This is a genomic window from Ramlibacter alkalitolerans, assembly GCF_016722765.1.
In the GTDB taxonomy this organism is placed as follows: Bacteria; Pseudomonadota; Gammaproteobacteria; order Burkholderiales; family Burkholderiaceae_C; genus Ramlibacter; species Ramlibacter alkalitolerans.
This window is the reverse complement of the sequence record NZ_JAEQND010000021.1, coordinates 56,622-75,875: the sequence shown is the minus strand read 5'-3', so window position 1 is coordinate 75,875 and position 19,254 is coordinate 56,622. Positions and strand designations below refer to the sequence as shown.

Annotated in this window: 19 protein-coding genes and 1 tRNA gene; 12 read left to right on the top strand and 8 right to left on the bottom strand. The window is 67.6% G+C overall.

Going from position 1 to position 19,254, the window contains the following annotated elements; all coding sequences use genetic code 11:
* Positions 1–259 precede the first annotated feature (259 nt).
* From ugpA to ugpQ, 4 genes are read left to right on the top strand one after another with little or no spacing between them, the layout of a single operon-like run.
* Positions 260–1,141: a sn-glycerol-3-phosphate ABC transporter permease UgpA gene (ugpA, locus tag JI746_RS26670; protein WP_201693356.1), complete on the top strand. Its 882-nt coding sequence runs from the start codon at positions 260–262 to the stop codon at positions 1,139–1,141.
* Between the two features lie 15 nt (positions 1,142–1,156).
* On the top strand, positions 1,157–2,008 hold the full coding sequence (ugpE, locus tag JI746_RS26665; RefSeq protein WP_201693355.1) for a sn-glycerol-3-phosphate ABC transporter permease UgpE: 852 nt from the start codon (positions 1,157–1,159) through the stop codon (positions 2,006–2,008).
* A 2-nt stretch (positions 2,009–2,010) separates the two neighbouring features.
* The gene (ugpC, locus tag JI746_RS26660) at positions 2,011–3,021 is read left to right on the top strand and encodes a sn-glycerol-3-phosphate ABC transporter ATP-binding protein UgpC (protein ID WP_201693354.1); all 1,011 of its coding nucleotides are present in this window, start codon (positions 2,011–2,013) and stop codon (positions 3,019–3,021) included.
* Positions 3,018–3,758, top strand: coding sequence for a glycerophosphodiester phosphodiesterase (ugpQ, locus tag JI746_RS26655; protein ID WP_201693353.1), 741 nt, complete (start codon positions 3,018–3,020; stop codon positions 3,756–3,758). Before ugpC ends, ugpQ begins: the two co-directional genes overlap by 4 nt.
* Positions 3,759–3,863: 105 nt before the next feature.
* Here the strand turns inward: ugpQ and JI746_RS26650 are convergent, their stop codons facing one another.
* The 3 genes from JI746_RS26650 to JI746_RS26640 form a co-directional block, all read right to left on the bottom strand.
* On the bottom strand, positions 3,864–4,454 hold the full coding sequence (locus JI746_RS26650; protein WP_201693352.1) for a DUF3501 family protein: 591 nt from the start codon (positions 4,452–4,454) through the stop codon (positions 3,864–3,866).
* Between the two features lie 2 nt (positions 4,455–4,456).
* On the bottom strand, positions 4,457–5,809 hold the full coding sequence (locus JI746_RS26645; protein WP_201693351.1) for a heterodisulfide reductase-related iron-sulfur binding cluster: 1,353 nt from the start codon (positions 5,807–5,809) through the stop codon (positions 4,457–4,459).
* 99 nt (positions 5,810–5,908) lie between these two features.
* Positions 5,909–6,331, bottom strand: coding sequence for a rubrerythrin family protein (locus tag JI746_RS26640; protein ID WP_201693350.1), 423 nt, complete (start codon positions 6,329–6,331; stop codon positions 5,909–5,911).
* 235 nt (positions 6,332–6,566) lie between these two features.
* Between JI746_RS26640 and JI746_RS26635 the strand changes: the two genes are divergently transcribed.
* The 4 genes from JI746_RS26635 to JI746_RS26620 all read left to right on the top strand — a co-directional run bounded on the left by JI746_RS26635 (position 6,567) and on the right by JI746_RS26620 (position 12,178).
* Positions 6,567–7,184, top strand: a complete 618-nt coding sequence (locus JI746_RS26635) for a VOC family protein (protein ID WP_201693349.1) — start codon at positions 6,567–6,569, stop codon at positions 7,182–7,184.
* 89 nt (positions 7,185–7,273) lie between these two features.
* Positions 7,274–8,995, top strand: coding sequence for an FAD-dependent oxidoreductase (locus tag JI746_RS26630; protein ID WP_201693348.1), 1,722 nt, complete (start codon positions 7,274–7,276; stop codon positions 8,993–8,995).
* The gene (locus tag JI746_RS26625) at positions 8,992–9,180 is read left to right on the top strand and encodes a DUF2783 domain-containing protein (RefSeq protein ID WP_201693347.1); all 189 of its coding nucleotides are present in this window, start codon (positions 8,992–8,994) and stop codon (positions 9,178–9,180) included. Before JI746_RS26630 ends, JI746_RS26625 begins: the two co-directional genes overlap by 4 nt.
* Before the next feature lie 181 nt (positions 9,181–9,361).
* On the top strand, positions 9,362–12,178 hold the full coding sequence (locus tag JI746_RS26620) for a valine--tRNA ligase (RefSeq protein ID WP_201693346.1): 2,817 nt from the start codon (positions 9,362–9,364) through the stop codon (positions 12,176–12,178).
* A 72-nt stretch (positions 12,179–12,250) separates the two neighbouring features.
* On the opposite strand, the gene JI746_RS26615 is transcribed toward JI746_RS26620, so the two are convergent.
* Complete coding sequence (locus JI746_RS26615; RefSeq protein ID WP_201693345.1) at positions 12,251–13,267, bottom strand: NAD(P)-dependent oxidoreductase; 1,017 nt, start codon at positions 13,265–13,267, stop codon at positions 12,251–12,253.
* A 96-nt stretch (positions 13,268–13,363) separates the two neighbouring features.
* Between JI746_RS26615 and galU the strand changes: the two genes are divergently transcribed.
* The gene (galU, locus tag JI746_RS26610; protein ID WP_201693344.1) at positions 13,364–14,257 is read left to right on the top strand and encodes a UTP--glucose-1-phosphate uridylyltransferase GalU; all 894 of its coding nucleotides are present in this window, start codon (positions 13,364–13,366) and stop codon (positions 14,255–14,257) included.
* A gap of 108 nt (positions 14,258–14,365) precedes the next feature.
* Here galU and JI746_RS26605 read toward each other — a convergent pair whose 3' ends face one another.
* Genes JI746_RS26605 through cysM form a run of 4 tightly spaced genes read right to left on the bottom strand, consistent with a single transcriptional unit; the run spans position 14,366 to position 16,895 of the window.
* Positions 14,366–15,202: a D-hexose-6-phosphate mutarotase gene (locus tag JI746_RS26605; protein ID WP_201693343.1), complete on the bottom strand. Its 837-nt coding sequence runs from the start codon at positions 15,200–15,202 to the stop codon at positions 14,366–14,368.
* Between the two features lie 6 nt (positions 15,203–15,208).
* On the bottom strand, positions 15,209–15,436 hold the full coding sequence (locus tag JI746_RS26600; RefSeq protein WP_201693342.1) for a sulfurtransferase TusA family protein: 228 nt from the start codon (positions 15,434–15,436) through the stop codon (positions 15,209–15,211).
* Positions 15,437–15,445: 9 nt separating this feature from the next.
* The gene (locus tag JI746_RS26595) at positions 15,446–15,976 is read right to left on the bottom strand and encodes an NUDIX hydrolase (protein WP_201693341.1); all 531 of its coding nucleotides are present in this window, start codon (positions 15,974–15,976) and stop codon (positions 15,446–15,448) included.
* Positions 15,977–15,992: 16 nt separating this feature from the next.
* Entirely contained in the window at positions 15,993–16,895 is a 903-nt protein-coding gene (cysM, locus tag JI746_RS26590) for a cysteine synthase CysM (RefSeq protein WP_201693340.1), read from the bottom strand.
* Between the two features lie 41 nt (positions 16,896–16,936).
* Here cysM and JI746_RS26585 point away from each other — a divergent pair.
* The 3 genes from JI746_RS26585 to JI746_RS26575 all read left to right on the top strand — a co-directional run bounded on the left by JI746_RS26585 (position 16,937) and on the right by JI746_RS26575 (position 19,247).
* A tRNA-Leu gene (locus JI746_RS26585) sits at positions 16,937–17,023 on the top strand.
* Between the two features lie 635 nt (positions 17,024–17,658).
* On the top strand, positions 17,659–18,819 hold the full coding sequence (locus JI746_RS26580; protein WP_201693339.1) for a polysaccharide biosynthesis/export family protein: 1,161 nt from the start codon (positions 17,659–17,661) through the stop codon (positions 18,817–18,819).
* A complete protein-coding gene (locus tag JI746_RS26575) occupies positions 18,816–19,247 on the top strand; it encodes a low molecular weight protein-tyrosine-phosphatase (RefSeq protein ID WP_201693338.1) in 432 nt (143 codons plus the stop codon). Before JI746_RS26580 ends, JI746_RS26575 begins: the two co-directional genes overlap by 4 nt.
* The last annotated feature ends 7 nt before the right edge of the window (positions 19,248–19,254 follow it).

Sequence of the window (19,254 nt, the reverse complement as noted above, 5' to 3'; positions counted from 1 at the left end):
GAGCAGCTAGACCAGGTCGCCAGAAAGCTCAATACACGTCCCAGAGAGACTTTGGGATTCGAGTCACCAGCCGAAAGGCTGGCAGCCACCGTTGCATTGACGGGTTGAGACCGCCCCCCGCCTCCGCGGGGATGACGAAGTCGGGGAGACGCGCACTCCCGTCATTCCCGCGCAGGCGGGAATCCAGGGCGTCCCCATCCGGCTTCGCGGCGCGCGCAGCCTGAAAAGCGAACATCACGATCGGACACAATAGCGCCCCATGGAGAAGAGGGTCCTTTTCAGTTCCGCCTGGTTGCCGTGGCTGCTGCTGGCACCGCAATTGCTGGTGATCGGAGTGTTCTTCTTCTGGCCGGCGGGGCAGGCCATGCTTCAGTCCTTCCAGCTGCAGGACGCCTTCGGCATGTCGACGGAGTGGGTCGGCCTCGAGAACTTCAAGGCGCTGTTCAGCGGTTCGGCCTACCTCGACTCCTTCAGGATCACCGCGTTCTTCTCGGTGATGGTCGCGGCCCTGGGCATCGGCGTGTCGCTGCTGCTGGCCGTGTTCGCCGACCGCGTCGTGCGCGCGGCGATGGTGTACAAGACCTTCCTCATCGTTCCCTATGCCGTCGCCCCCGCCGTCGCGGGCGTGCTCTGGCTCTTCATGTTCTCCCCCACCCTCGGCGTGGTGTCGTTCGCCCTGGCACGGCTCGGCCTGGACTGGAACTACATGCTGGATTCCAACGACGCGATGGCGCTCATCATCATGGCTGCAGTCTGGAACCAGATCTCCTACAACTTCCTGTTCTTCCTGGCCGGCCTGCAGTCGATCCCCAAGAGCCTGATCGAGGCGGCCGCGATCGACGGCGCCGGGCCCTGGCTGCGCTTCTGGAGCATCCAGTTCCCGCTGCTGTCGCCGACGACCTTCTTCCTGCTGGTGATCAACGTCGTCCACGCGTTCTTCAACACCTTCGGCATCGTCGACGCCACCACCCAGGGCGGCCCGGGCCAGGACACCATGATCCTGGTCTACAAGGTGTACACCGACGGCTTCAAGAACGGCGACCTCGGCGGTTCGGCGGCGCAGTCCGTGGTCCTGATGGCCGTCGTCATCGTGCTGACGGTGATCCAGTTCCGCTACGTCGAGAAGAAGGTCCAGTACTGATGCGGAGCAGGAACCATGGTTGAACGCAGCGTCGGGCTCAAGGTCCTGACCCAGCTGGTGATGCTGCTCGGGGTGCTGATCGTGGCATTCCCGCTGTACCTGGCGTTCGTAGCATCGACGCACACGGCCGAAGCGATCGTGCAGGTGCCGATGCCGCTGCTGCCGGGCGGCAACTTCGTCAACACCTACCGCGACGCGCTGTTCGGCGGGGGCACCGGTGCGGGTTCGACGGCGCCGGCCGCGCGCATGCTGTGGGTCAGCCTTGTCTGCGCGCTGGTCATCACGGTGGGCAAGATCGCGATCTCGCTGCTGTCGGCGTTCGCCATCGTGTATTTCCGCTTCCCCTTCAAGAGCTTCTGCTTCTGGTCGATCTTCCTCACGCTGATGCTGCCCGTGGAAGTCCGCATCATGCCGACGTACAAGGTGGTTTCGGACCTCGGGATGCTGAACACCTACGCGGGCCTGACCATCCCCCTCATCGCCTCCGCGACGGCGACCTTCCTGTTCCGCCAGTTCTTCCTCACGGTTCCGGATGAACTCGTGGAGGCCGCACGCGTGGACGGCGCCGGCCCGATGCGCTTCTTCAAGGACATCCTGCTGCCGCTGTCCACGACGTCGGTCGCGGCCCTGTTCGTGATCCAGTTCATCTACGGGTGGAACCAGTACCTGTGGCCCCTGCTCGTCACCACCAGCGAGGACATGTACCCGGTGGTCATCGGCATCAAGCGCATGATCGCCGGCGGCGACGCCGCCAACGAGTGGAACGTCGTGATGGCGACGGCGCTGCTTGCCATGCTGCCGCCGGCCCTGGTGGTGGTCCTGATGCAGAAGTGGTTCGTCAAGGGACTGGTGGACACCGAAAAATAACCATGGCAGCGATTTCGTTCAGGAACATCATCAAGCGCTACGGCGCAGGCAAGCAGCAGGTCCAGGTGATCCACGGCGTGAGCGCCGAGATCGCCAAGGGCGAGTTCGTCGTCATCGTCGGGCCTTCGGGTTGCGGCAAGTCCACCCTGCTGCGCATGGTGGCCGGCCTGGAGGAGATCAGCGGCGGCGAGATCGAGATCGGCGGCCGCGTGGTCAACGAGCTCGAGCCGGCGCAGCGCGACATCGCCATGGTGTTCCAGAACTACGCGCTCTATCCGCACATGAGCGTGTTCGAGAACATGGCCTACGGCCTGAAGATCCGCAAGCTGCCGGCGCAGGAAATCCGCGCCCGGGTCGACAAGGCGGCGGCCATCCTGGAGCTGGGGCACCTGCTGGAGCGCAAGCCGCGCCAGCTCTCCGGCGGCCAGCGCCAGCGCGTGGCCATGGGGCGCGCCATCGTGCGCCAGCCGCAGGTCTTCCTGTTCGACGAGCCGCTGTCCAACCTCGACGCCAAGCTGCGCGCGCAGACCCGCATCGAGATCCAGAAGCTGCACCGCGAACTGGGCATCACCTCGCTGTTCGTCACGCACGACCAGGTGGAGGCCATGACCCTGGCGCAGCGCATGATCGTGATGAACGCGGGGCGCATGGAGCAGTTGGGCACGCCCGAGGAGGTGTACCACCGGCCGGCATCGACCTTCGTCGCCAGCTTCATCGGATCGCCGCCGATGAACCTGCTGAAGGATGCGCCCGGCGGACGCACGGGCGCGCTGCTGGGCGTGCGCCCCGAGCATCTCGACGTCGGCGACGGCGGCTGGGAAGTGCGCACCGAGACGGTGGAATTGCTGGGCGCCGAGCGCCTGATCTACGGCCGCCTGGGCGAGGAACAGGTGATCGTGCGCGTCGAGGAGAACCGCCGCCCGCCGGAGCCGGGCGAGTGGATCCGCGTGCGCCCGCGAGAAGACCGGGTGCACTGGTTCGAGGCGGAAAGCGGCAGGAGGATGGCAGGGTGAAGAACCGGCACTGGCCCTATCCGCGCTGGATCGCGCATCGGGGAGCTGGAAGCTTGGCGCCGGAGAACACGCTGGCGGCGTTCCGCGTCGGCGCGGCGCACGGCTACCGCATGTTCGAGTGCGACGTGAAGCTCTCCGCCGACGGCGTGCCCTTCCTGATGCACGACGCGGCCCTGGAGCGCACCACCAACGGTGTCGGCCTCGGGGGCGACCAGCCCTGGGAGCAGCTGGCGCGGCTGGATGCCGGCAGCTGGCACTCGCGCGCCTGGGCCGGCGAGCCGCTGCCCACCTTCGAGAACGTCGCCCGCTTCTGCCTGGCGAACCGCTACCTGCTGAACGTGGAGATCAAGCCGACGCCGGGCCAGGAGCGCCCGACCGGGCAGGTGGTGGCGCAGTACGCGGCGCGCATCTGGGCCAACGAGGCGGTGCCCCCGCTGCTCACGTCGTTCCGCCCCGAGGCGCTGCAGGCGGCCCAAGCCGCCCGCCCCGAGCTGCCGCGCGGGCTCCTGCTCGATACGCTGTGGGAGGGCTGGTTCGACATCGCCCGTTCGCTCGATTGCGTGGCCATCGTGTGCAACCACGCGCTGTGGGATGCGCACACGGTGCGGCAGGTGCAGGGCGCGGGGATGCGCTGCCTGAGCTACACGGTGAATGACGACTGGGCAGCGCAGCGGCTGATCGCGCTGGGGACCGAGGGGATCATCACGGACCGGGTGGAGTTGTTTTCGCCGGTGTAGGCGCCGCGATCCGCTGCGGTATCCGTAGGCTGGCGGTGAGCCGCGCCAGCGCGAACCCCAGCGCTTCCGCGCATCGCCGGGGTTTCGCTGCGCTCCACCGCCAGCCTACTTCAAGTCCCCCGCGAGCGAGGCGAGCGTCTCCGCCCCCACCGCCACATGCGCCGGATAGTTCGTGTGGTCGCACCCGACCTTCACCCCGGCCCCCGCCTTCACCGCCTCGCGCATCGCGCCGGTGAGCTCGAAGCGCAGGAAATGCACCGAGGAGGTCTTCTCCGCGTTCTCGCGCTCGAGGTCCTCGTCGGCGATGGCGTAAACGCGCGGCTGGCCTTCCACCTCGACGAACATGCGGTCTTCCACGCCGATCAGGCGGGCGAGTTCGCGCCGGCGCTCGTTCTCGTCGGGGTACTCGATCAGCATCGTGGCCTTCCAGTTGCCGCCATCCGGCACCAGCGGCGCATAGGCATCGATCTCGGCCTGGATGCCCTCCTCCTCGAAGATCTTCTCGATCCGAAGCATCTCCTGGATCTGGTAGCGCATCGTGAGCTCGCTCTCGAACTGCACGTTGATGTGCTCGCCCAGCTGCACGCTGCGCAGCTTGCGGTGGGCGATCACCTCCGGCTTGTGCGTCTTGCGCCACTTCGCGTACGCCTCGAGCGTCATCAGGTTGTCGACTGCGATCCTGCCGGTGAGTTGCATGGTCACTCCAGGCCGTAGGCGATGCGCAGCAGCGTCAGCGGATGCTGCAGCTGCGGCTCCCCGAGTGCGTTGACGTCGAAGCCCTGGGCGATGTGGTGCCCGGCGAGCGCGCAGTCGGAGCTGATGTAGTCGGGCGCACCGCCCTGCGGATGGTCCGCCATCCGCTTGAACAGGGGCTTGCCGATCTGCATGGCGGCCTGGTGCGTGGGCTTCTTCACGCCGTAGGTGCCCGCGTGGCCCGAGCAGCGTTCGTTCGTGTGCACCGTGGTGCCGGGAACCATCTTGAGCAGTTCCTCGGTCTTGCGGCCGATGTTCTGCACCCGCTGGTGGCAGGGGACGTGGTAGCTCACCTTGCCGAGCGGCCGCGGGAATTCGGTCTTGAGCAGGCCGTCGCGGCGGCGCGAGGTGAGGTACTCGAAGGGATCCCACATCGCCTCCTTGACGGCCTGCACGTCGACTTCGTCGGGGTACATCAGCGGGATCTCCTGCTTGAACATCAGCGTGCAGCTGGGCACCGGCGAGAGGATCGCCCAGCCCTCGCGCGCGTACTTCACCAGCACTGGGATGTTGGCGCGCTTGGCGGCGTCCACCGACTCGAGGTCGCCCAGTTCCAGCTTGGGCATGCCGCAGCACTTTTCCTTGCTCACCACGACATACGGGATGTCGTTGTGGTCCAGCACCTTCAGCAGGTCGAGGCCGATGCCCGGCTCGTTGTAGTTGACGTAGCAGGTGGCGAAGACGGCGACCTTGCCCGGCGTGCGCTGGCCGTCCCGGACGGGCACCTCCGCGGACTTGGGCGCCGCCCTGCGGAAGCGCTGGGTGGCCAGCGCAGGCAGCCAGGCGTCGCGGTCCACGTGCAAGGTCTTCTCCAGCAGCGCGCGCGCCGGCTTCGTGTGGTTCACCGCGTTGGCCAGCTGCGTGACGATGGGAATGCCGGCGAACTGCCCGTGCACGTCGGTCGATGCCAGCAGCTTCGCGCCGGCATCGACGCCGCCCTTGCGGTACTTGATCGCCTTGGCCCGCAGCATGGTGTGCGGATAGTCCACGTTCCACTGGTGCGGCGGGACGTACGGGCACTTCGTCATGTAGCACAGGTCGCACAGATAGCAGTGGTCGACCACCTTCCAGTAGTCCTGCTTCTCCACGTCGTGCACTTCGCCCGACTTGCCGGCGTCGACCAGGTCGAACAGCGTCGGGAAGGACTTGCACAGGCTCACGCAGCGGCGGCAGCCGTGGCAGATGTCGAAGATGCGCTCCAGCTCCTTGAAGCACTTCTCCTCGTCGTAGTACTCCGGGTTCTTCCAGTCGATCGGGTGGCGCGTGGGCGCCTCGAGACTGCCTTCGCGGACAGACATGGAATCTCCGTTGTTCGTTCGGCGTTCAGCGTTCAGCGGGAGAGCACTCAGCGAAGGGCGCTGAGCGCACGCTCAACGCCCGACGCTCAACGCTCGATCTCAGTCCGCCAGTTCGTTCAGCGCCTTGGTGTAGCGGTTGGCGTGGGAGCGCTCCGCCTTGGCCAGGGTTTCGAACCAGTCGGCGATCTCGTCGAAGCCTTCCTCGCGGGCGGCCTTGGCCATGCCCGGGTACATGTCGGTGTACTCGTGGGTTTCGCCGGCCACGGCGGCCTTCAGGTTGTCGCGCGTGCTGCCGATCGGCAGGCCGGTCGCCGGGTCGCCCACCTGCTCCAGCCACTCGAGGTGGCCGTGGGCATGGCCCGTCTCGCCTTCGGCGGTGGAACGGAACAGCGCCGCCACGTCGTTCTGGCCTTCCACGTCGGCCTTGTTGGCGAAATAGAGATAGCGGCGGTTGGCCTGGGATTCGCCCGCGAAAGCCGCCTTCAGGTTCTCTTCGGTCCTGGACCCCTTCAGTGCTGCCATGGAAATCTCCTTCGTGGTGATGGACAGGATGCCTTGCCTCGACGAGGCCGAAGACGCAACAAGCGTAGTGAGCGCCGCGCGCGCCGTCTAATAGCCGCACTCAATGCGGCGTATTGCGCTTCACTATCGACAAAGCACAACCGATAACACTCTACGCCTAAGCGCGCCGCCATGCGAGCACGGCCGACCATTACGGTAAAGTAAATCGGTCACGCATTGTCGAACAGGAGTTCCCATGGCCGCCGTTCCCCAGGACCGGAGCGCCCTGCCCGCACCCGCGCCCATCCACCAGCTGCACCACTACGCCTACCGCGCCCGCGACGCGGAAGAGACGCGCCACTTCTACGAGGACATCCTGGGCCTGCCGCTGTACCACATCATCCAGAGCGACCACGTGCCCAGCACGGGCGAATACTGCCCGTACACCCACTTCTTCTTCCGCCTGCAGGACGGCTCGTTCATCGCCTTCTTCGACCTCGGCGACGACCAGGCCTGCGAGCCCTCGCCCAACACCCCGAAGTGGGTGAACCACATCTCCTTCCGGGTCGACTCGATCCAGGCGCTGCAGGACATGAAGGCGCGGCTGGAGGCCCATGGCGTCGAGGTGCTGGGCGTGACCGACCACCACATCTTCCACAGCATCTACTTCTTCGACCCGAACGGCGTGCGCCTGGAGCTCACGGCGCAGCTCGCGGACGAATTCCAGATGCTGCAGGAGAGCAGGACGGCGCACGCGCGCCTGCGCGAATGGACGGCGCGCAAGGAGCAATGGCGGCAGGAACGCGCTGCCGGCAAGGGGGATGCACCGCTGAAGCCGCAGCAGAACGACCGCCCGGAGCTGGTGAAGCGATGACGAAATGACTTCGCCGCTGCGCGGCGCGATGACAGAATGACAGGTCATCAGCGAAGCGTGTCATCGACTTCGCCCCGAGAGGAGTGGGAATGGCGGAAAGCTACGCCGAGACGGCGCATACGAACGGCTACGAGTTCACGCAGGGCAGCGGCTACGCGCTGCCCGAGTACCCGTTCCAGGAGCCGCCGGAGATTGCCGCCGGCCAGCCCAGCCACCACGAGATCGTGATCGTGGGCGGCGGCATCAGCGGCCTCACGCTGGCCTGCGCGCTGGCGCAGTACGGCATCAGCGCGGTGCTGCTGGACGAGGACAACACGGTGGGCGTCAAGGGCGCCTCCTCGCGCGGCATCTGCTACTCGCAGAAGTCGCTGGAGATCTTCGACCGCCTGGGGATCTACGAGCGCATCGCGGCCAAGGGCATCCAGTGGAGCGTGGGCCGCACCTTCGCCGGCGCGGACGAGGTCTACTCCTTCGACCTCAAGCAGCAGGGCGCCTTCAACCTCTCCACCCAGCCGCCCTTCATCAACATCCAGCAGTTCTACATCGAGGGCTACCTCGTCGAGCGCATCTACGAGCTCGGCAACGTGGAACTGCGCTGGAAGAACCGCGTCACCGCCTTCACGCAGGACCAGGAATGCGCCACGCTGACGGTGAGCACGCCGGCCGGCGACTACCAGCTGCGCGCCGACCACGTGATCGATGCCACCGGCTGCCACAGCCCGTTCCGCCAGTGGGTGGGCGCCTCCGTCACCGCGAAGAAGGGCGACGACCGCTGGTGCATCGCCGACGTGCGCTTCAGCAAGCATCCGCCGGTGGAGCGCCACACCTGGATCGAGGCGCCCTTCAACGAGAACCGCGCCGTGTGGCAGCACCTCATGGGCGACAACGTCTGGCGCATCGACTACCAGATGGCGCCCGACGCCGATCCCGCCGAAGTGAGCCGCCAGGAACTGGTGCGCGAGCGCCTCACGCGCCAGTTCGGCCCCGACTGCGAGGTCGAGATCGTGTGGGTGGGGCCGTATGCCTACCGCAGCGAATTCGTGGACCGCATGCGGCACGGCCGCGTCTACTTCATGGGCGATTCGGCCAAGGTCGTGAGCCCCTTCGGCGCGCGCGGCGGCAACACGGGCATCGCCGATGCGGACAACCTCGCCTGGAAGCTCGCCGCCGTGATGAAGGGCCGCGCCGCGCCCGCACTGCTGGACAGCTATCACGAGGAGCGGCACGACGCCGCGCAGCAGAACGTGAAGGTGACCAACCGCACGGCGCGCTTCCTGCGCCCGGCCACGGCCATGGAGAAGCTGTTCCGCGACGCGACGCTGAGCCTCGCGCGCCAGCACCTGTTCGCACGGCAACTGGTGAACACCGGGCGCATGGCGATCGCCAATCCCTACACCCGCTCCAGCGCCTGCGAGGCGACCGGAGGCCTGTCGGTGCAGAACGTGGTGTTCGAATGGCCGGACGGCTCGCGAGGCATCGTCAACGACCTGCTGCGCTGGGCCGACGGCCGTCTGCTGGTGCTGGTGTTCGGCAATGCGAGCGCCACCGCGCTGCAGCGACTCGCGGGCCTGACGGCGAGCGCGCCGCTGCGCGCGGTGCAGGTGCTCGATGCCGAGGACCGGCCCGGCGCCGTCGAATACGTGCGCGACCCCAAGGGGCACCTGCAGGGCGCCTGCCATGTCTTCGGTCATGCCTGGGCGCTGCTGCGGCCGGACAGCTACGTCGCCGCCACCGGCGAAAGCGTGGACGCCTCGCTGGTGCACGCGGTGGGCCGGGCGCTCGGCGCCGCGCTGGAGGAGGAATCCGCATGAAGAGCCAGCTCAATTTCCAGGATGCCGACGCGTTCTACGAGCAGTTGCTGGATGCGCACCAGGACCTGGACGCGGCGCAGTCCGCCATGCTGAACGCGCGGCTGATCCTGATCCTGGCGAACCAGGTGGGGGATGCGAAGGTGCTGAAGGAGTGCGTGGAGGCGGCGAAGGCGGTGCCTTCGTAGCCGTTCTCCGTCCGCCGGTCCGTAGTTGCTGGCGGTGAGCCGCGCCAGCGCAAACCCCAGCGTTGCTGGCGGTGAGCCTCTCGCGCCACGCAAAGCGCCGCAAGCGCTGGGGTTCCGGCGCTGGCGCGCGTCACCGCCAGCCTACCCTGCACCCCGGGGCGACGCCCCGTAAAATCCCCGGGTGAGCACCGAACAACCCGGCCTGAACAGCCTCTCCAAATCCTTCGAGCCCGCCGCCATCGAGGCCCGCTGGGGCCCGCTGTGGGAACAGCGCGGCTACGCCCGGGCGGGCTACCGCGGCACCGGCGCGCCGCAGGAAGGCGCGCCCTCCTTCGCCATCCAGCTGCCGCCGCCGAACGTCACGGGCACCCTGCACATGGGGCACGCCTTCAACCAGACGATCATGGACAGCCTGGCGCGCTACCACCGGATGCGCGGCTTCAACACGCTGTGGGTGCCGGGCACGGACCACGCCGGCATCGCGACGCAGATCGTCGTGGAGCGCCAGCTGCAGGAGCAAGGCCTCAGCCGCCATGACCTCGGCCGCCCCGCCTTCGTGCAGAAGGTCTGGGAGTGGAAGGAGAAGTCGGGCAACACCATCACCATGCAGATGCGCCGCATGGGCGACAGCGTGGACTGGTCGCACGAGTACTTCACGATGGACGAGAAGCTCTCGCACGTCGTGACCGACACCTTCGTGCGGCTGTACGAACAGGGCCTCATCTACCGCGGCAAGCGCCTGGTCAACTGGGACCCGGAGCTCAAGACCGCCGTCTCCGACCTCGAAGTGGAGAGCGAGGAGGAGGACGGCTTCCTCTGGCACATCCACTATCCGCTGGCGGACGGCTCGGGCCAGCTCACCGTCGCCACCACGCGCCCCGAGACCATGCTGGGCGACGTCGCGGTGATGGTCCATCCCGAGGATGAACGCTACCGGCACCTCGTGGGGAAGTCGGTCAAGCTGCCGCTGTGCGACCGCGAGATCCCCATCATCGCCGACGACTACGTCGACCGCGAATTCGGCACCGGCGTAGTGAAGGTCACGCCGGCGCACGACCCCAACGACTACCTGGTGGGCCAGCGCCACCGGGTGCCCCTGATCGGCGTGCTGACGCTGGACGCGAAGATCAACGACAACGCACCGGCGGCCTACCGCGGCATGGACCGCTTCGCGGCGCGCAAGCAGGTGGTCGCCGATCTCGATGCGCAAGGCCTGCTGGCCGAGACGAAGAAGCACAAGCTGATGGTGCCGCGCTGCGCCCGCACCGGGCAGGTCGTCGAGCCGATGCTCACCGACCAGTGGTTCGTTGCGATGACCAAGGTGAGCGACCAGGACCCGACGGGCAAGTCCATCGCGCAGAAGGCGATCGATGCCGTCGAAGGCGGCGCCGTGCGCTTCGTGCCGGAGAACTGGGTCAACACCTACAACCAGTGGATGAACAACATCCAGGACTGGTGCATCTCGCGCCAGCTCTGGTGGGGCCACCAGATCCCGGCCTGGTACGACGAGCAGGGCAAGGTCTACGTCGCCCGCAACGAAGCGGAGGCGCAGGCCCAGGCGCCCGGGCGCACGCTCACGCGCGACCCCGACGTGCTCGACACCTGGTATTCCTCGGCGCTGGTGCCCTTCTCCACCCTCGGCTGGCCGGAGAAGACGCAGGACCTGTCGCTCTACCTGCCTTCCACCGTGCTGGTGACGGGCTACGACATCATCTTCTTCTGGGTCGCCCGGATGATCATGATGACGACCCACTTCACCGGCCAGGTGCCGTTCCGCGACGTCTACATCCACGGCCTGGTGCGCGACTCGCACGGCCACAAGATGAGCAAGTCGGAAGGCAACGTGCTCGACCCGGTGGACCTGATCGACGGCATCGCGCTGCCGCCGCTGCTGGACAAGCGCACCACCGGCCTGCGCAAGCCGGAAACGGCGCCCGTCGTGCGCCGGAACACCGAGAAGGAATTCCCTGAGGGCATTCCCGCCTACGGTGCCGATGCACTGCGCTTCACCTTCGCGGCGCTGGCCACGCTCGGGCGCTCGATCAACTTCGATGCCAAGCGCTGCGAGGGCTACCGCAACTTCTGCAACAAGCTCTGGAACGCCACGCGCTTCGTGCTGATGAACTGCGAGGGGCACGACCTCGCCGAGCAGGACGCGAGCCTCACCAGCGCCGACCGCTGGATCGTCTCGCTGCTGCAGCAGGCGGAGCGGGACGTCGCCAGGGGCTTCGACGAATACCGCCTCGACAACGTGGCCAGCACGATCTACCAGTTCGTGTGGGACGAGTACTGCGACTGGTACCTCGAGATTGCCAAGGTGCAGATCCAGTCCGGCGACGCGGCGCAGCAGCGCGGCACGCGCCGCACGCTGATCCGCGTGCTGGAGGCGATCCTGCGCCTGGCGCATCCGGTGATCCCCTTCATCACCGAGGAACTGTGGCAGAAGGTCGCTCCGGTGGCCGGCAAGCCGGGGCAGTCGGTGAGCGTGGCGGCCTACCCGGAATTCAACCCGGCGAACGTCAACGCCGAGGCCGAAGCCTGGATGGCGCGGCTCAAGGCGGTGGTCGATGCCTGCCGCAACCTGCGCGGCGAGATGAACGTCTCGCCCGGCACGCGGCTGCCGGCCTACGTGGTGGGGGATGCCGCCTTCATCCGCGCGGCGGCGCCGGTGCTGCAGGCGCTGGCCAAGCTGAGCGAAGTGCGCGTGTTCGACGACGAGGCGGCCTGGGCCGCCGCCGCCGGCGTGGCGCCGGTGGCCGTCGCCGGCGACGCACGCCTGTGCCTCTTCATGGAAATCGACGTCGCCGCGGAAAAGGCGCGGCTGACCAAGGAAGTCGGCCGCCTGCAGGGCGAACTCGCGAAGGCCAACGGCAAGCTGGCCAACCAGGCCTTCGTCGCCAAGGCGCCGCCGGCGGTGATCGAGCAGGAACGCAAGCGCATCGCCGACTTCACGGCCACGCTCGAAAAGATGCAGGCGCAGCTGCAGCGCCTGGGGTGATCGGGGCGAGGAGCCTGCCTCGGCGTGCCCTCACCCCAACCCTCTCCCAGGGGGAGAGGGAGGAAAACAGACTCAGGAGCGTGGGTCCTCGAGCGGGGCCGGCCCGCTCAGGGGCGACGGCCGCGAATCGAGCGGCGCCGGGCCGCTCAGGATCGTGTCGTAGTTCGGCTGGCGGTGCGCCGTGAGCGTCTCGTGCAGGCGCTGCGCGACGTACCAGCTGGCGCGCTGCCGCGACTCCTCGGTCAGCGAACCGATGCGCGGCGTGAGATGGAGGTTCGGCAGGTCGGCCAGCGGCGAACCGCGGCCGGCGAAGCCGGATTCGGCGCCATCGAGCATGGCGGCCTCGATGCGCCCGTCCTTCAGCGCGTTCGCCAGGGCCTGGGCCTCGAAGATCCGTGAGCGCGTGGTCGCCACCCACAGCTGACCGGGCTTGCAGTGCGCCAGCACCTTGTCGTTGATGAAGCCCTGGAAGCGCGAGGCATACAGCACCTGGACGGAAACGGCGTCGGCCTTCGAAAGAACGTCCTGCAGGCCCATGGGCTCGATGTGCAGGCGGCTCCACACGGAGGCGGTGTGGTGCACGGCGGGGTCGTAGCCGATCACGCGCGCGCCCAGCGCATGGAGCATCATCGCCAGCGCATGGGCCGAGGGGGCCAGGCCGATGATGCCGACCACGCTGCCGTGCAGTTCGCGGCCGATCATCGGCGGCGCGTCGCGCTCGCCGCGCAGGGCAGAGCCGATGCCGCGGCGCATCATCAGCAGCAGGCTGGCCAGCAGGTATTCGGCGTTGGAGCGCACGTGCGCGTGCGTGCCCTGGATCACGCGCACGCGGTGGTCGCGGCAGGCCTCCAGGTCGGTGTTCTCGGTGCCCACGTGCAGGCGCGCGACGGCGCGCAGTACCGGGGCGAAATCCAGCAGTTCGCGGGTGACGACCACCTTGCGCGGAAGCACCAGGGCCTGCACGTTGTATACCTGCCGGCGCAGGGCGCCCGCATCCTCCGCCAGCTCGGGACGAAAGGCGAGGCGGTGCCGCGCCTGCAGCCAGGCCTGCGCTTCGGGAGCCAGTCGCTCGAGAAGAAGGATTTCCACAGCAGGACCTCGTTGCACCCACCCAGGCGGTTTCTTCCGCACAATCGGGCGTTCAAGTGCGTCGATGCACTTTATCCACAACTCAGCAGCGGGTCGATGAAAAAAGTCACAATCGTTAACAAAGCTGTGTTTCCCGTTGCCGGCCTGGGCACGCGCTTCCTCCCCGCCACCAAGGCGCAGCCCAAGGAAATGCTGCCGATCGTCGACAAACCGCTGATCCAGTACGCCGTGGAGGAGGCCTACGAGGCCGGCATCCGCCACATGATCTTCGTCACCGGGCGCAACAAGCGCGCCATCGAAGACCATTTCGATACCGCCTACGAGCTAGAGAACGAGCTGGAAGCCAGCGGCAAGGAGGAACTCCTGGCCGTCGTGCATTCCCTGACGCCGGACGACATGGACTGTTCCTATGTGCGGCAGCCCCGGTCGCTCGGCCTGGGCCACGCCGTGCTCTGCGCCCGCCACATCGTGGGCGACGAGCCCTTCGCCGTGCTGCTGGCCGATGACCTGATGGTTGGCGCCACCAGCGGCCGCGGCGTGCTGGCGCAGATGGTGGACGTGTTCTCCGAGGTGCGCAGCTCCGTGCTCGCCGTGCAGGAAGTGCCGCTGGAGCACGTGAAGCGCTATGGCATCGTCGCCGGAGAACCGGCGGGCGAGCGGCTGGTGAAGGTGCGGCAGATGGTGGAGAAGCCCTCGCCGGAGAACGCGCCCTCGCGGCTGGGCGTGGCGGGCCGCTACGTGCTCACGCCCACGGTGTTCGGGGCCATCCGCAACCAGCCGCGCGGCAGCGGCGGCGAAATCCAGCTCACCGACGGCATCGCGCAGCTGATGGAGCCGGAGGGCGTGTACGCGTACCGCTACGAAGGCAAGCGCTACGACTGCGGCAGCAAGCAGGGCTTCCTGGAAGCGAGCGTCGAGTTCGCCCTGCGCCACGGGGAGGTCGGCGGCGCCTTCCGCGACTACCTGCGCGGCCTGGAGATCTCCGCGTAGGCTGGGGGTGGAGCGAGAGCGCAACCCCAGCGATGCGCGAGAGCGCTGGGGTTCCGGCGCTTTCGCGCGTCACCGCCAGCCTACGTTCGCGTCACTCACAGCGTGGGTTCAGCCGAGCTCCAGTCGCTGCAGCCCATGCCAGGTCTTGCCCGGGGGCAGGTGCACCGGCTGGCCGATCACGCCGGCCTCGATGCACAGCATCCGCTCCCAGTCCTGCGGCGGCATGTCGCCCAGCTGCGCGGCCTTCGCCGGCCCCGGGTTCCACACCACCACGTCGGTGAAGCCCTGCTGCATCACGCGCCGCTGCGATGCGCCCTCTTCCAGTCGCAGCACCCCCGGGACCTGCAGGTAGACGCGATCGACTTCGCCCGCCACCGCCAGGAAGGGTGACCGTTCGCGCTGCACGCGGCGGCCGGCCAGGTTGTCCTCGTAGTCGCAGCCCTGCAGGCCGTGCAGGCGGGCGGCCCGCACGTCGGTCGCCAGATACGTGTGCAGCGCCGCCGTGAAGTCATAGGCGCTGCGGCCGGTGTTCGCGGCCTGCAGCTCCAGTTCCAGCCAGCCGGGCCCCAGCCGCGCCACCAGCACCAGGCAGAACGCATGCTCCCAGGCAAAGCCGCTGCTGGCCGAATCGATCTGGAAGCGCGCCTCGGCGACTTCCGTCCCTGAAAGCGGCGGCGAGACCAGCTCCCAGTGCGCGGTGCGCACGAAGCCGTGCTTGGGCAAGGGGCCGCGATCGGCGAATTGCGGGAAGCAGACGGGCGTGCCGCCGCGGGCGGACTTGCCGGCGGCAGGCCGCGAGAGCGGGCTGAGGTAGATCTGTTCGCCGGCGCCCCGGGGCACCCAGGACAGCAGCTGCGCCCCGTGCAGGCTGAAGCTCGCCTCGTCCCCGGCGGCGTTGTGCAGCGGAACCTCCGCGCTGTCCCTTGCTGGCCCCGCTGTCGTCATGTGTTCTCAGCGCCGGCGCAGCACGTGGATGTATTCGTCGCCGACGGTCTGCTGTTCGACCAGCTCGTTGCCGGTCTGCTTGGCGAAGGCCTGGAAGTCCCGCACGGAGCCGCCGTCGGTGGAGACCACGCGCAGCAACTGGCCGCTCTGCAACTCGGTGAGGGCCTTCTTCGCCTTCAGGATGGGCAAGGGGCAGTTCAGCCCGCGGGTGTCGATTTCCTTGTCGATCTGCATCTCTTCTCCTCAGGACGGGCGCGCCGGCGGCTCCATGTACTGCGGCCCGTAGCCGCGGGAGCGCAGCCAGTCGGCCAGCGCGTGGCCCGTGCCCGCGGGCCAGCAGCGCACCTGCTCGAAAGCGAACAGGCGGTAGTCCACCAGCTCCGGCGACAGCTTCACCTCGCCCTCGCATTCCGCATGGTAGGCGATGATGACCTGGTTCATGCGCTGGAAGTCGTAGACGCCGATCAGGTCCAGCGAGCGCGCCTGCAGGCTCGTTTCCTCCGCGATCTCGCGCGCGATGCCTTCCTGCGGCGTCTCGCCGGCTTCCATGAAGCCGGTGATCAGCGCATACATCTTGTTCGTCCAGGCTGCATTGCGGGCCAGCAGGATGCGGCCCTGGTATTCGACCACCGCGGCGAGCACGGGCGTCGGGTTGTTCCAGTGCGTCCAGGCGCAGGCGGGGCAGCGCAGGCGCTGCTTTTCGCCGCCGTCCTCCATCTGCGCCAGCCACGCGAGGGGGCTCGCGCACTGCGGGCAGAAGCGGTACTCGCTCATCGCTGCGCGGGCGGCTTCAGGCGGGGAACACGCCGGTGGAGAGATAGCGGTCGCCGCGGTCGCACACGACGAACACGATGGTGGCGTTCTCCACCTGCTGCGCGACCTGCAGCGCGACCCAGCAGGCGCCGGCGGCCGAGATGCCGCCGAAGATGCCTTCCTCGCGGGCCAGCCGGCGGCACATCTCCTCGGCCTCGTCCTGGCTCACCGAGACCGTCTCGTCGACCGCGGTGGGGTCGTAGATCTTCGGCATGTATTCCTCGGGCCACTTGCGGATGCCGGGAATGCGCGAGCCTTCGCTCGGCTGCGCGCCGATGATGCGCACGGCGGGGTTCTTCTGCTTGAGGAAACGCGACACGCCGGTGATCGTGCCGGTGGTCCCCATCGCCGAGACGAAGTGGGTAATGCGACCCTGCGTCTGGTCCCACAGCTCGGGGCCGGTCGTCTCGTAATGGATGCGCGGGTTGTCGGCGTTGGCGAACTGGTCGAGCACGCGGCCCTTGCCTTCGCGCTGCATGTTCTCGGCCAGGTCGCGCGCGTATTCCATGCCCCCGCTCTTGGGCGTGAGCACGAGTTCGGCGCCGAAGGCCTTCATGCTCTGCGCCCGTTCGACGGAGAGGTCCTCCGGCATGATCAGCACCATGCGGTAGCCGCGGATGGCGGCGGCCATCGCCAGGGCGATGCCGGTGTTGCCGGAGGTCGCCTCGATGAGCGTGTCGCCGGGCTGGATCTCGCCGCGCTCCTCGGCGCGCTTGATCATCGACAGGGCGGGCCGGTCCTTGACGGAGCCGGCGGGGTTGTTGCCTTCGAGCTTGCCGAGGATCACGTTGCCACGTTGCTCGCACACCTGGGAGCCGATGCGCTGCAATCTCACCAGCGGCGTCCGACCGATTGCATCCTCGATCGTGGGATAGTTCATGCACCTCACTGTGCCATAATTTCCGGCGCCTCTTTTTCTCTGCCGGAGTGGCGAAATCGGTAGACGCAGCAGACTCAAAATCTGCCGGTGGCAACACCGTGCCGGTTCGATTCCGGCCTCCGGCACCAGCCGTCCGCCCTGCGCGCGACGCAAACGCGTTCGGCGCAATCCCTTCATCCAATTCGAGGCGGCTGCCCGCGTCGAAACTGCCCGCCGCGCAATTTCCGAATTCGACTGGCGCAGGTAAGATCGCCCGCCCCATGAGGCATCTTCCGCAATGTGCGCGTGCGGCTGCTGTCGCGTTGTCGTCGTCCAACGTGCATCCGGTGCAGCAGCCATTCGGGCAGGTAACGCCGGGCGCAAATTGCATCGCAGTCGTTGCGCGCAGGCGCGCGCTTCCAGGCCGCTTCGCCTCCACCAAATGGAGGATCGACACCGCCAGCCGCGTGAACCTTGCGTGGGCGTCGAGCGGCAAAGCGCCTCCGCTGCGGTCGTGCTGCCTTGCGCGTGGCGCGCGAGTGCCGGCGCGCGTATGCAACGGACGAGCAGGGCTGGGTGGGCGCCTCGGTGCTTCGCGGCGGCCGCTGCCAGGCGGCTGGCGCAAGCCCTGCTTTACCTTCCGCACGGCTGGTGTCCGGGGAGATGCTGCAACATGATGGCGGATGGCGGCAGGACCGTACATCAGGGGAAAATCAGGGGTTGGTGCGGAGAACGGATCCGCTTCACTCCAGTAAAGTCTGGCGCTTACTTAGAGCAAGGGGATATGGGTACAACGAGTCTTCGCGCGGTTTTTTCGTGGTTCTTCGCGGCCACCGTCGTCACCCTGCAAGGGTGCGCCGTGGTGACGGGTCCGGGTTTCGACTTCGCCGACCCGGAGATGCGCTCGAGCGTCACGCTCGGCCAGTCGGCGCCGATCGACCCGAATGCACCACCGGCGGGCGTGATCACGCCCATCACGCCCTCCCTGGTGCAGGCCCAGCTCGCCAGCCGGCCGAGGACGATCCCCGAGGACGTGCAGCGCCTCTTCGCCCAGCCGCGCCCCTACACCATCGGGCCCAGCGACATCATCAGCGTGACCGTGTACGACCACCCGGAACTGCAGCCGCTGGGCGGCGCGGTGATCACGCAAGGCGGGGACCCCACCGGGATCAGCGGCGCGCCCGGCTTCATCGTGGACGATGAAGGCTTCATCTTCTTCCCCTACGCACGCCGGGTGAAGGTTGGCGGGCTGACGGAATCGCAGGCGGCCGAAGTGATCGAAGGCCGCATCCGCAGCGTGATCAAGGATCCGCAGGTGAGCGTGCGCATCGCCGCCTTCCGCAGCCGCCGCGCCTACGTCGACGGCGAAGTGCGCGTTCCGGGCACGCAGATCTTCACCGACGTGCCGATGACGCTCAGCGAAGCCATCAACCGCGCCGGCGGCATCACGCAGAACGGCGACCGCTCGTTCGTCACGCTCACGCGCAACGACGTCACCACGGTGATCAACCTGGTGCGCCTGCAGGAACTGGGCGTCAACCCCAACCGAATCCTGCTGCAGTCCGGCGACCTCGTCACGGTGCGCAACCGCGAAGACAACAAGGTGTTCGTGATGGGCGAGATCGTGCGGCCCTCCTCGCTGCCGATGCGCAACGGCCGGCTCACGCTCAACGAAGCCCTCGGCGACGTCGGCGGGCCCAACCTCGGCACCTCCAACCCCGGGCAGATCTACGTGATCCGCAACGTGGGCCAGGAGGCGCCCGTGCTGTACCACCTGAACGCCAGCAATCCCAGCGCGCTGGCACTGGCGGACAACTTCTACCTGCAGCCTCGCGATGTCGTGTACGTGGATGCCGTGCCGCTGGTGCAGTGGAACCGCGTCATCAGCCTGATCCTTCCGAGCGCGCAGGCAGTGACCACCGGACGCAACATCGTCAATCCGTGAAGAACCTCCTGGTCGTCTGCATAGGGAACGTGTGTCGCAGCCCGATGGCAGAGGGCATGCTGGCCGCGCAACTGCCGGCATGGCGCGTCCAGTCGGCGGGCCTCGGAGCGCTGATCGGCTCGCCGGCGGATGAAATCGCCGTCAAGCTGCTGCACGAGCGCGGCCTCGACATCTCGGGCCACCGCGCGCTGCAGATTACGCGCAAGATGTGCCTCGATGCCGACATGGTGCTTGTCATGAGCCGGGAGCAGCGACGTCAGATCGAGTCCCTGTATCCGGAAATCTGCGGCCGCGTGTTCCGCCTCGGCGAACACGCGGACCGCGATATTCCAGATCCGTACCGGCAACCGGAGCCGGTTTTCCGTCACGCCTTGAAGCTCATCGACGAAGGCGTGACTTCCTGGGTGCAGCGCATCCGCAGACTCTGAAGTTGCC

Bases quoted from the DNA above. Each gene is read 5' to 3' on its own strand.
- ugpA (WP_201693356.1), top strand. From the start codon at position 260: ATGGAGAAGAGGGTCCTTTTCAGTTCCGCCTGGTTGCCGTGGCTGCTG.
- ugpE (WP_201693355.1), top strand. From the start codon at position 1,157: ATGGTTGAACGCAGCGTCGGGCTCAAGGTCCTGACCCAGCTGGTGATG.
- ugpC (WP_201693354.1), top strand. From the start codon at position 2,011: ATGGCAGCGATTTCGTTCAGGAACATCATCAAGCGCTACGGCGCAGGC.
- JI746_RS26650 (WP_201693352.1), bottom strand. From the start codon at position 4,454: ATGCAACTCACCGGCAGGATCGCAGTCGACAACCTGATGACGCTCGAG.
- JI746_RS26645 (WP_201693351.1), bottom strand. From the start codon at position 5,809: ATGTCTGTCCGCGAAGGCAGTCTCGAGGCGCCCACGCGCCACCCGATC.
- JI746_RS26640 (WP_201693350.1), bottom strand. From the start codon at position 6,331: ATGGCAGCACTGAAGGGGTCCAGGACCGAAGAGAACCTGAAGGCGGCT.
- JI746_RS26635 (WP_201693349.1), top strand. From the start codon at position 6,567: ATGGCCGCCGTTCCCCAGGACCGGAGCGCCCTGCCCGCACCCGCGCCC.
- JI746_RS26630 (WP_201693348.1), top strand. From the start codon at position 7,274: ATGGCGGAAAGCTACGCCGAGACGGCGCATACGAACGGCTACGAGTTC.
- JI746_RS26625 (WP_201693347.1), top strand. From the start codon at position 8,992: ATGAAGAGCCAGCTCAATTTCCAGGATGCCGACGCGTTCTACGAGCAG.
- galU (WP_201693344.1), top strand. From the start codon at position 13,364: ATGAAAAAAGTCACAATCGTTAACAAAGCTGTGTTTCCCGTTGCCGGC.
- JI746_RS26605 (WP_201693343.1), bottom strand. From the start codon at position 15,202: ATGACGACAGCGGGGCCAGCAAGGGACAGCGCGGAGGTTCCGCTGCAC.
- JI746_RS26600 (WP_201693342.1), bottom strand. From the start codon at position 15,436: ATGCAGATCGACAAGGAAATCGACACCCGCGGGCTGAACTGCCCCTTG.
- JI746_RS26595 (WP_201693341.1), bottom strand. From the start codon at position 15,976: ATGAGCGAGTACCGCTTCTGCCCGCAGTGCGCGAGCCCCCTCGCGTGG.
- cysM (WP_201693340.1), bottom strand. From the start codon at position 16,895: ATGAACTATCCCACGATCGAGGATGCAATCGGTCGGACGCCGCTGGTG.
- JI746_RS26580 (WP_201693339.1), top strand. From the start codon at position 17,659: ATGGGTACAACGAGTCTTCGCGCGGTTTTTTCGTGGTTCTTCGCGGCC.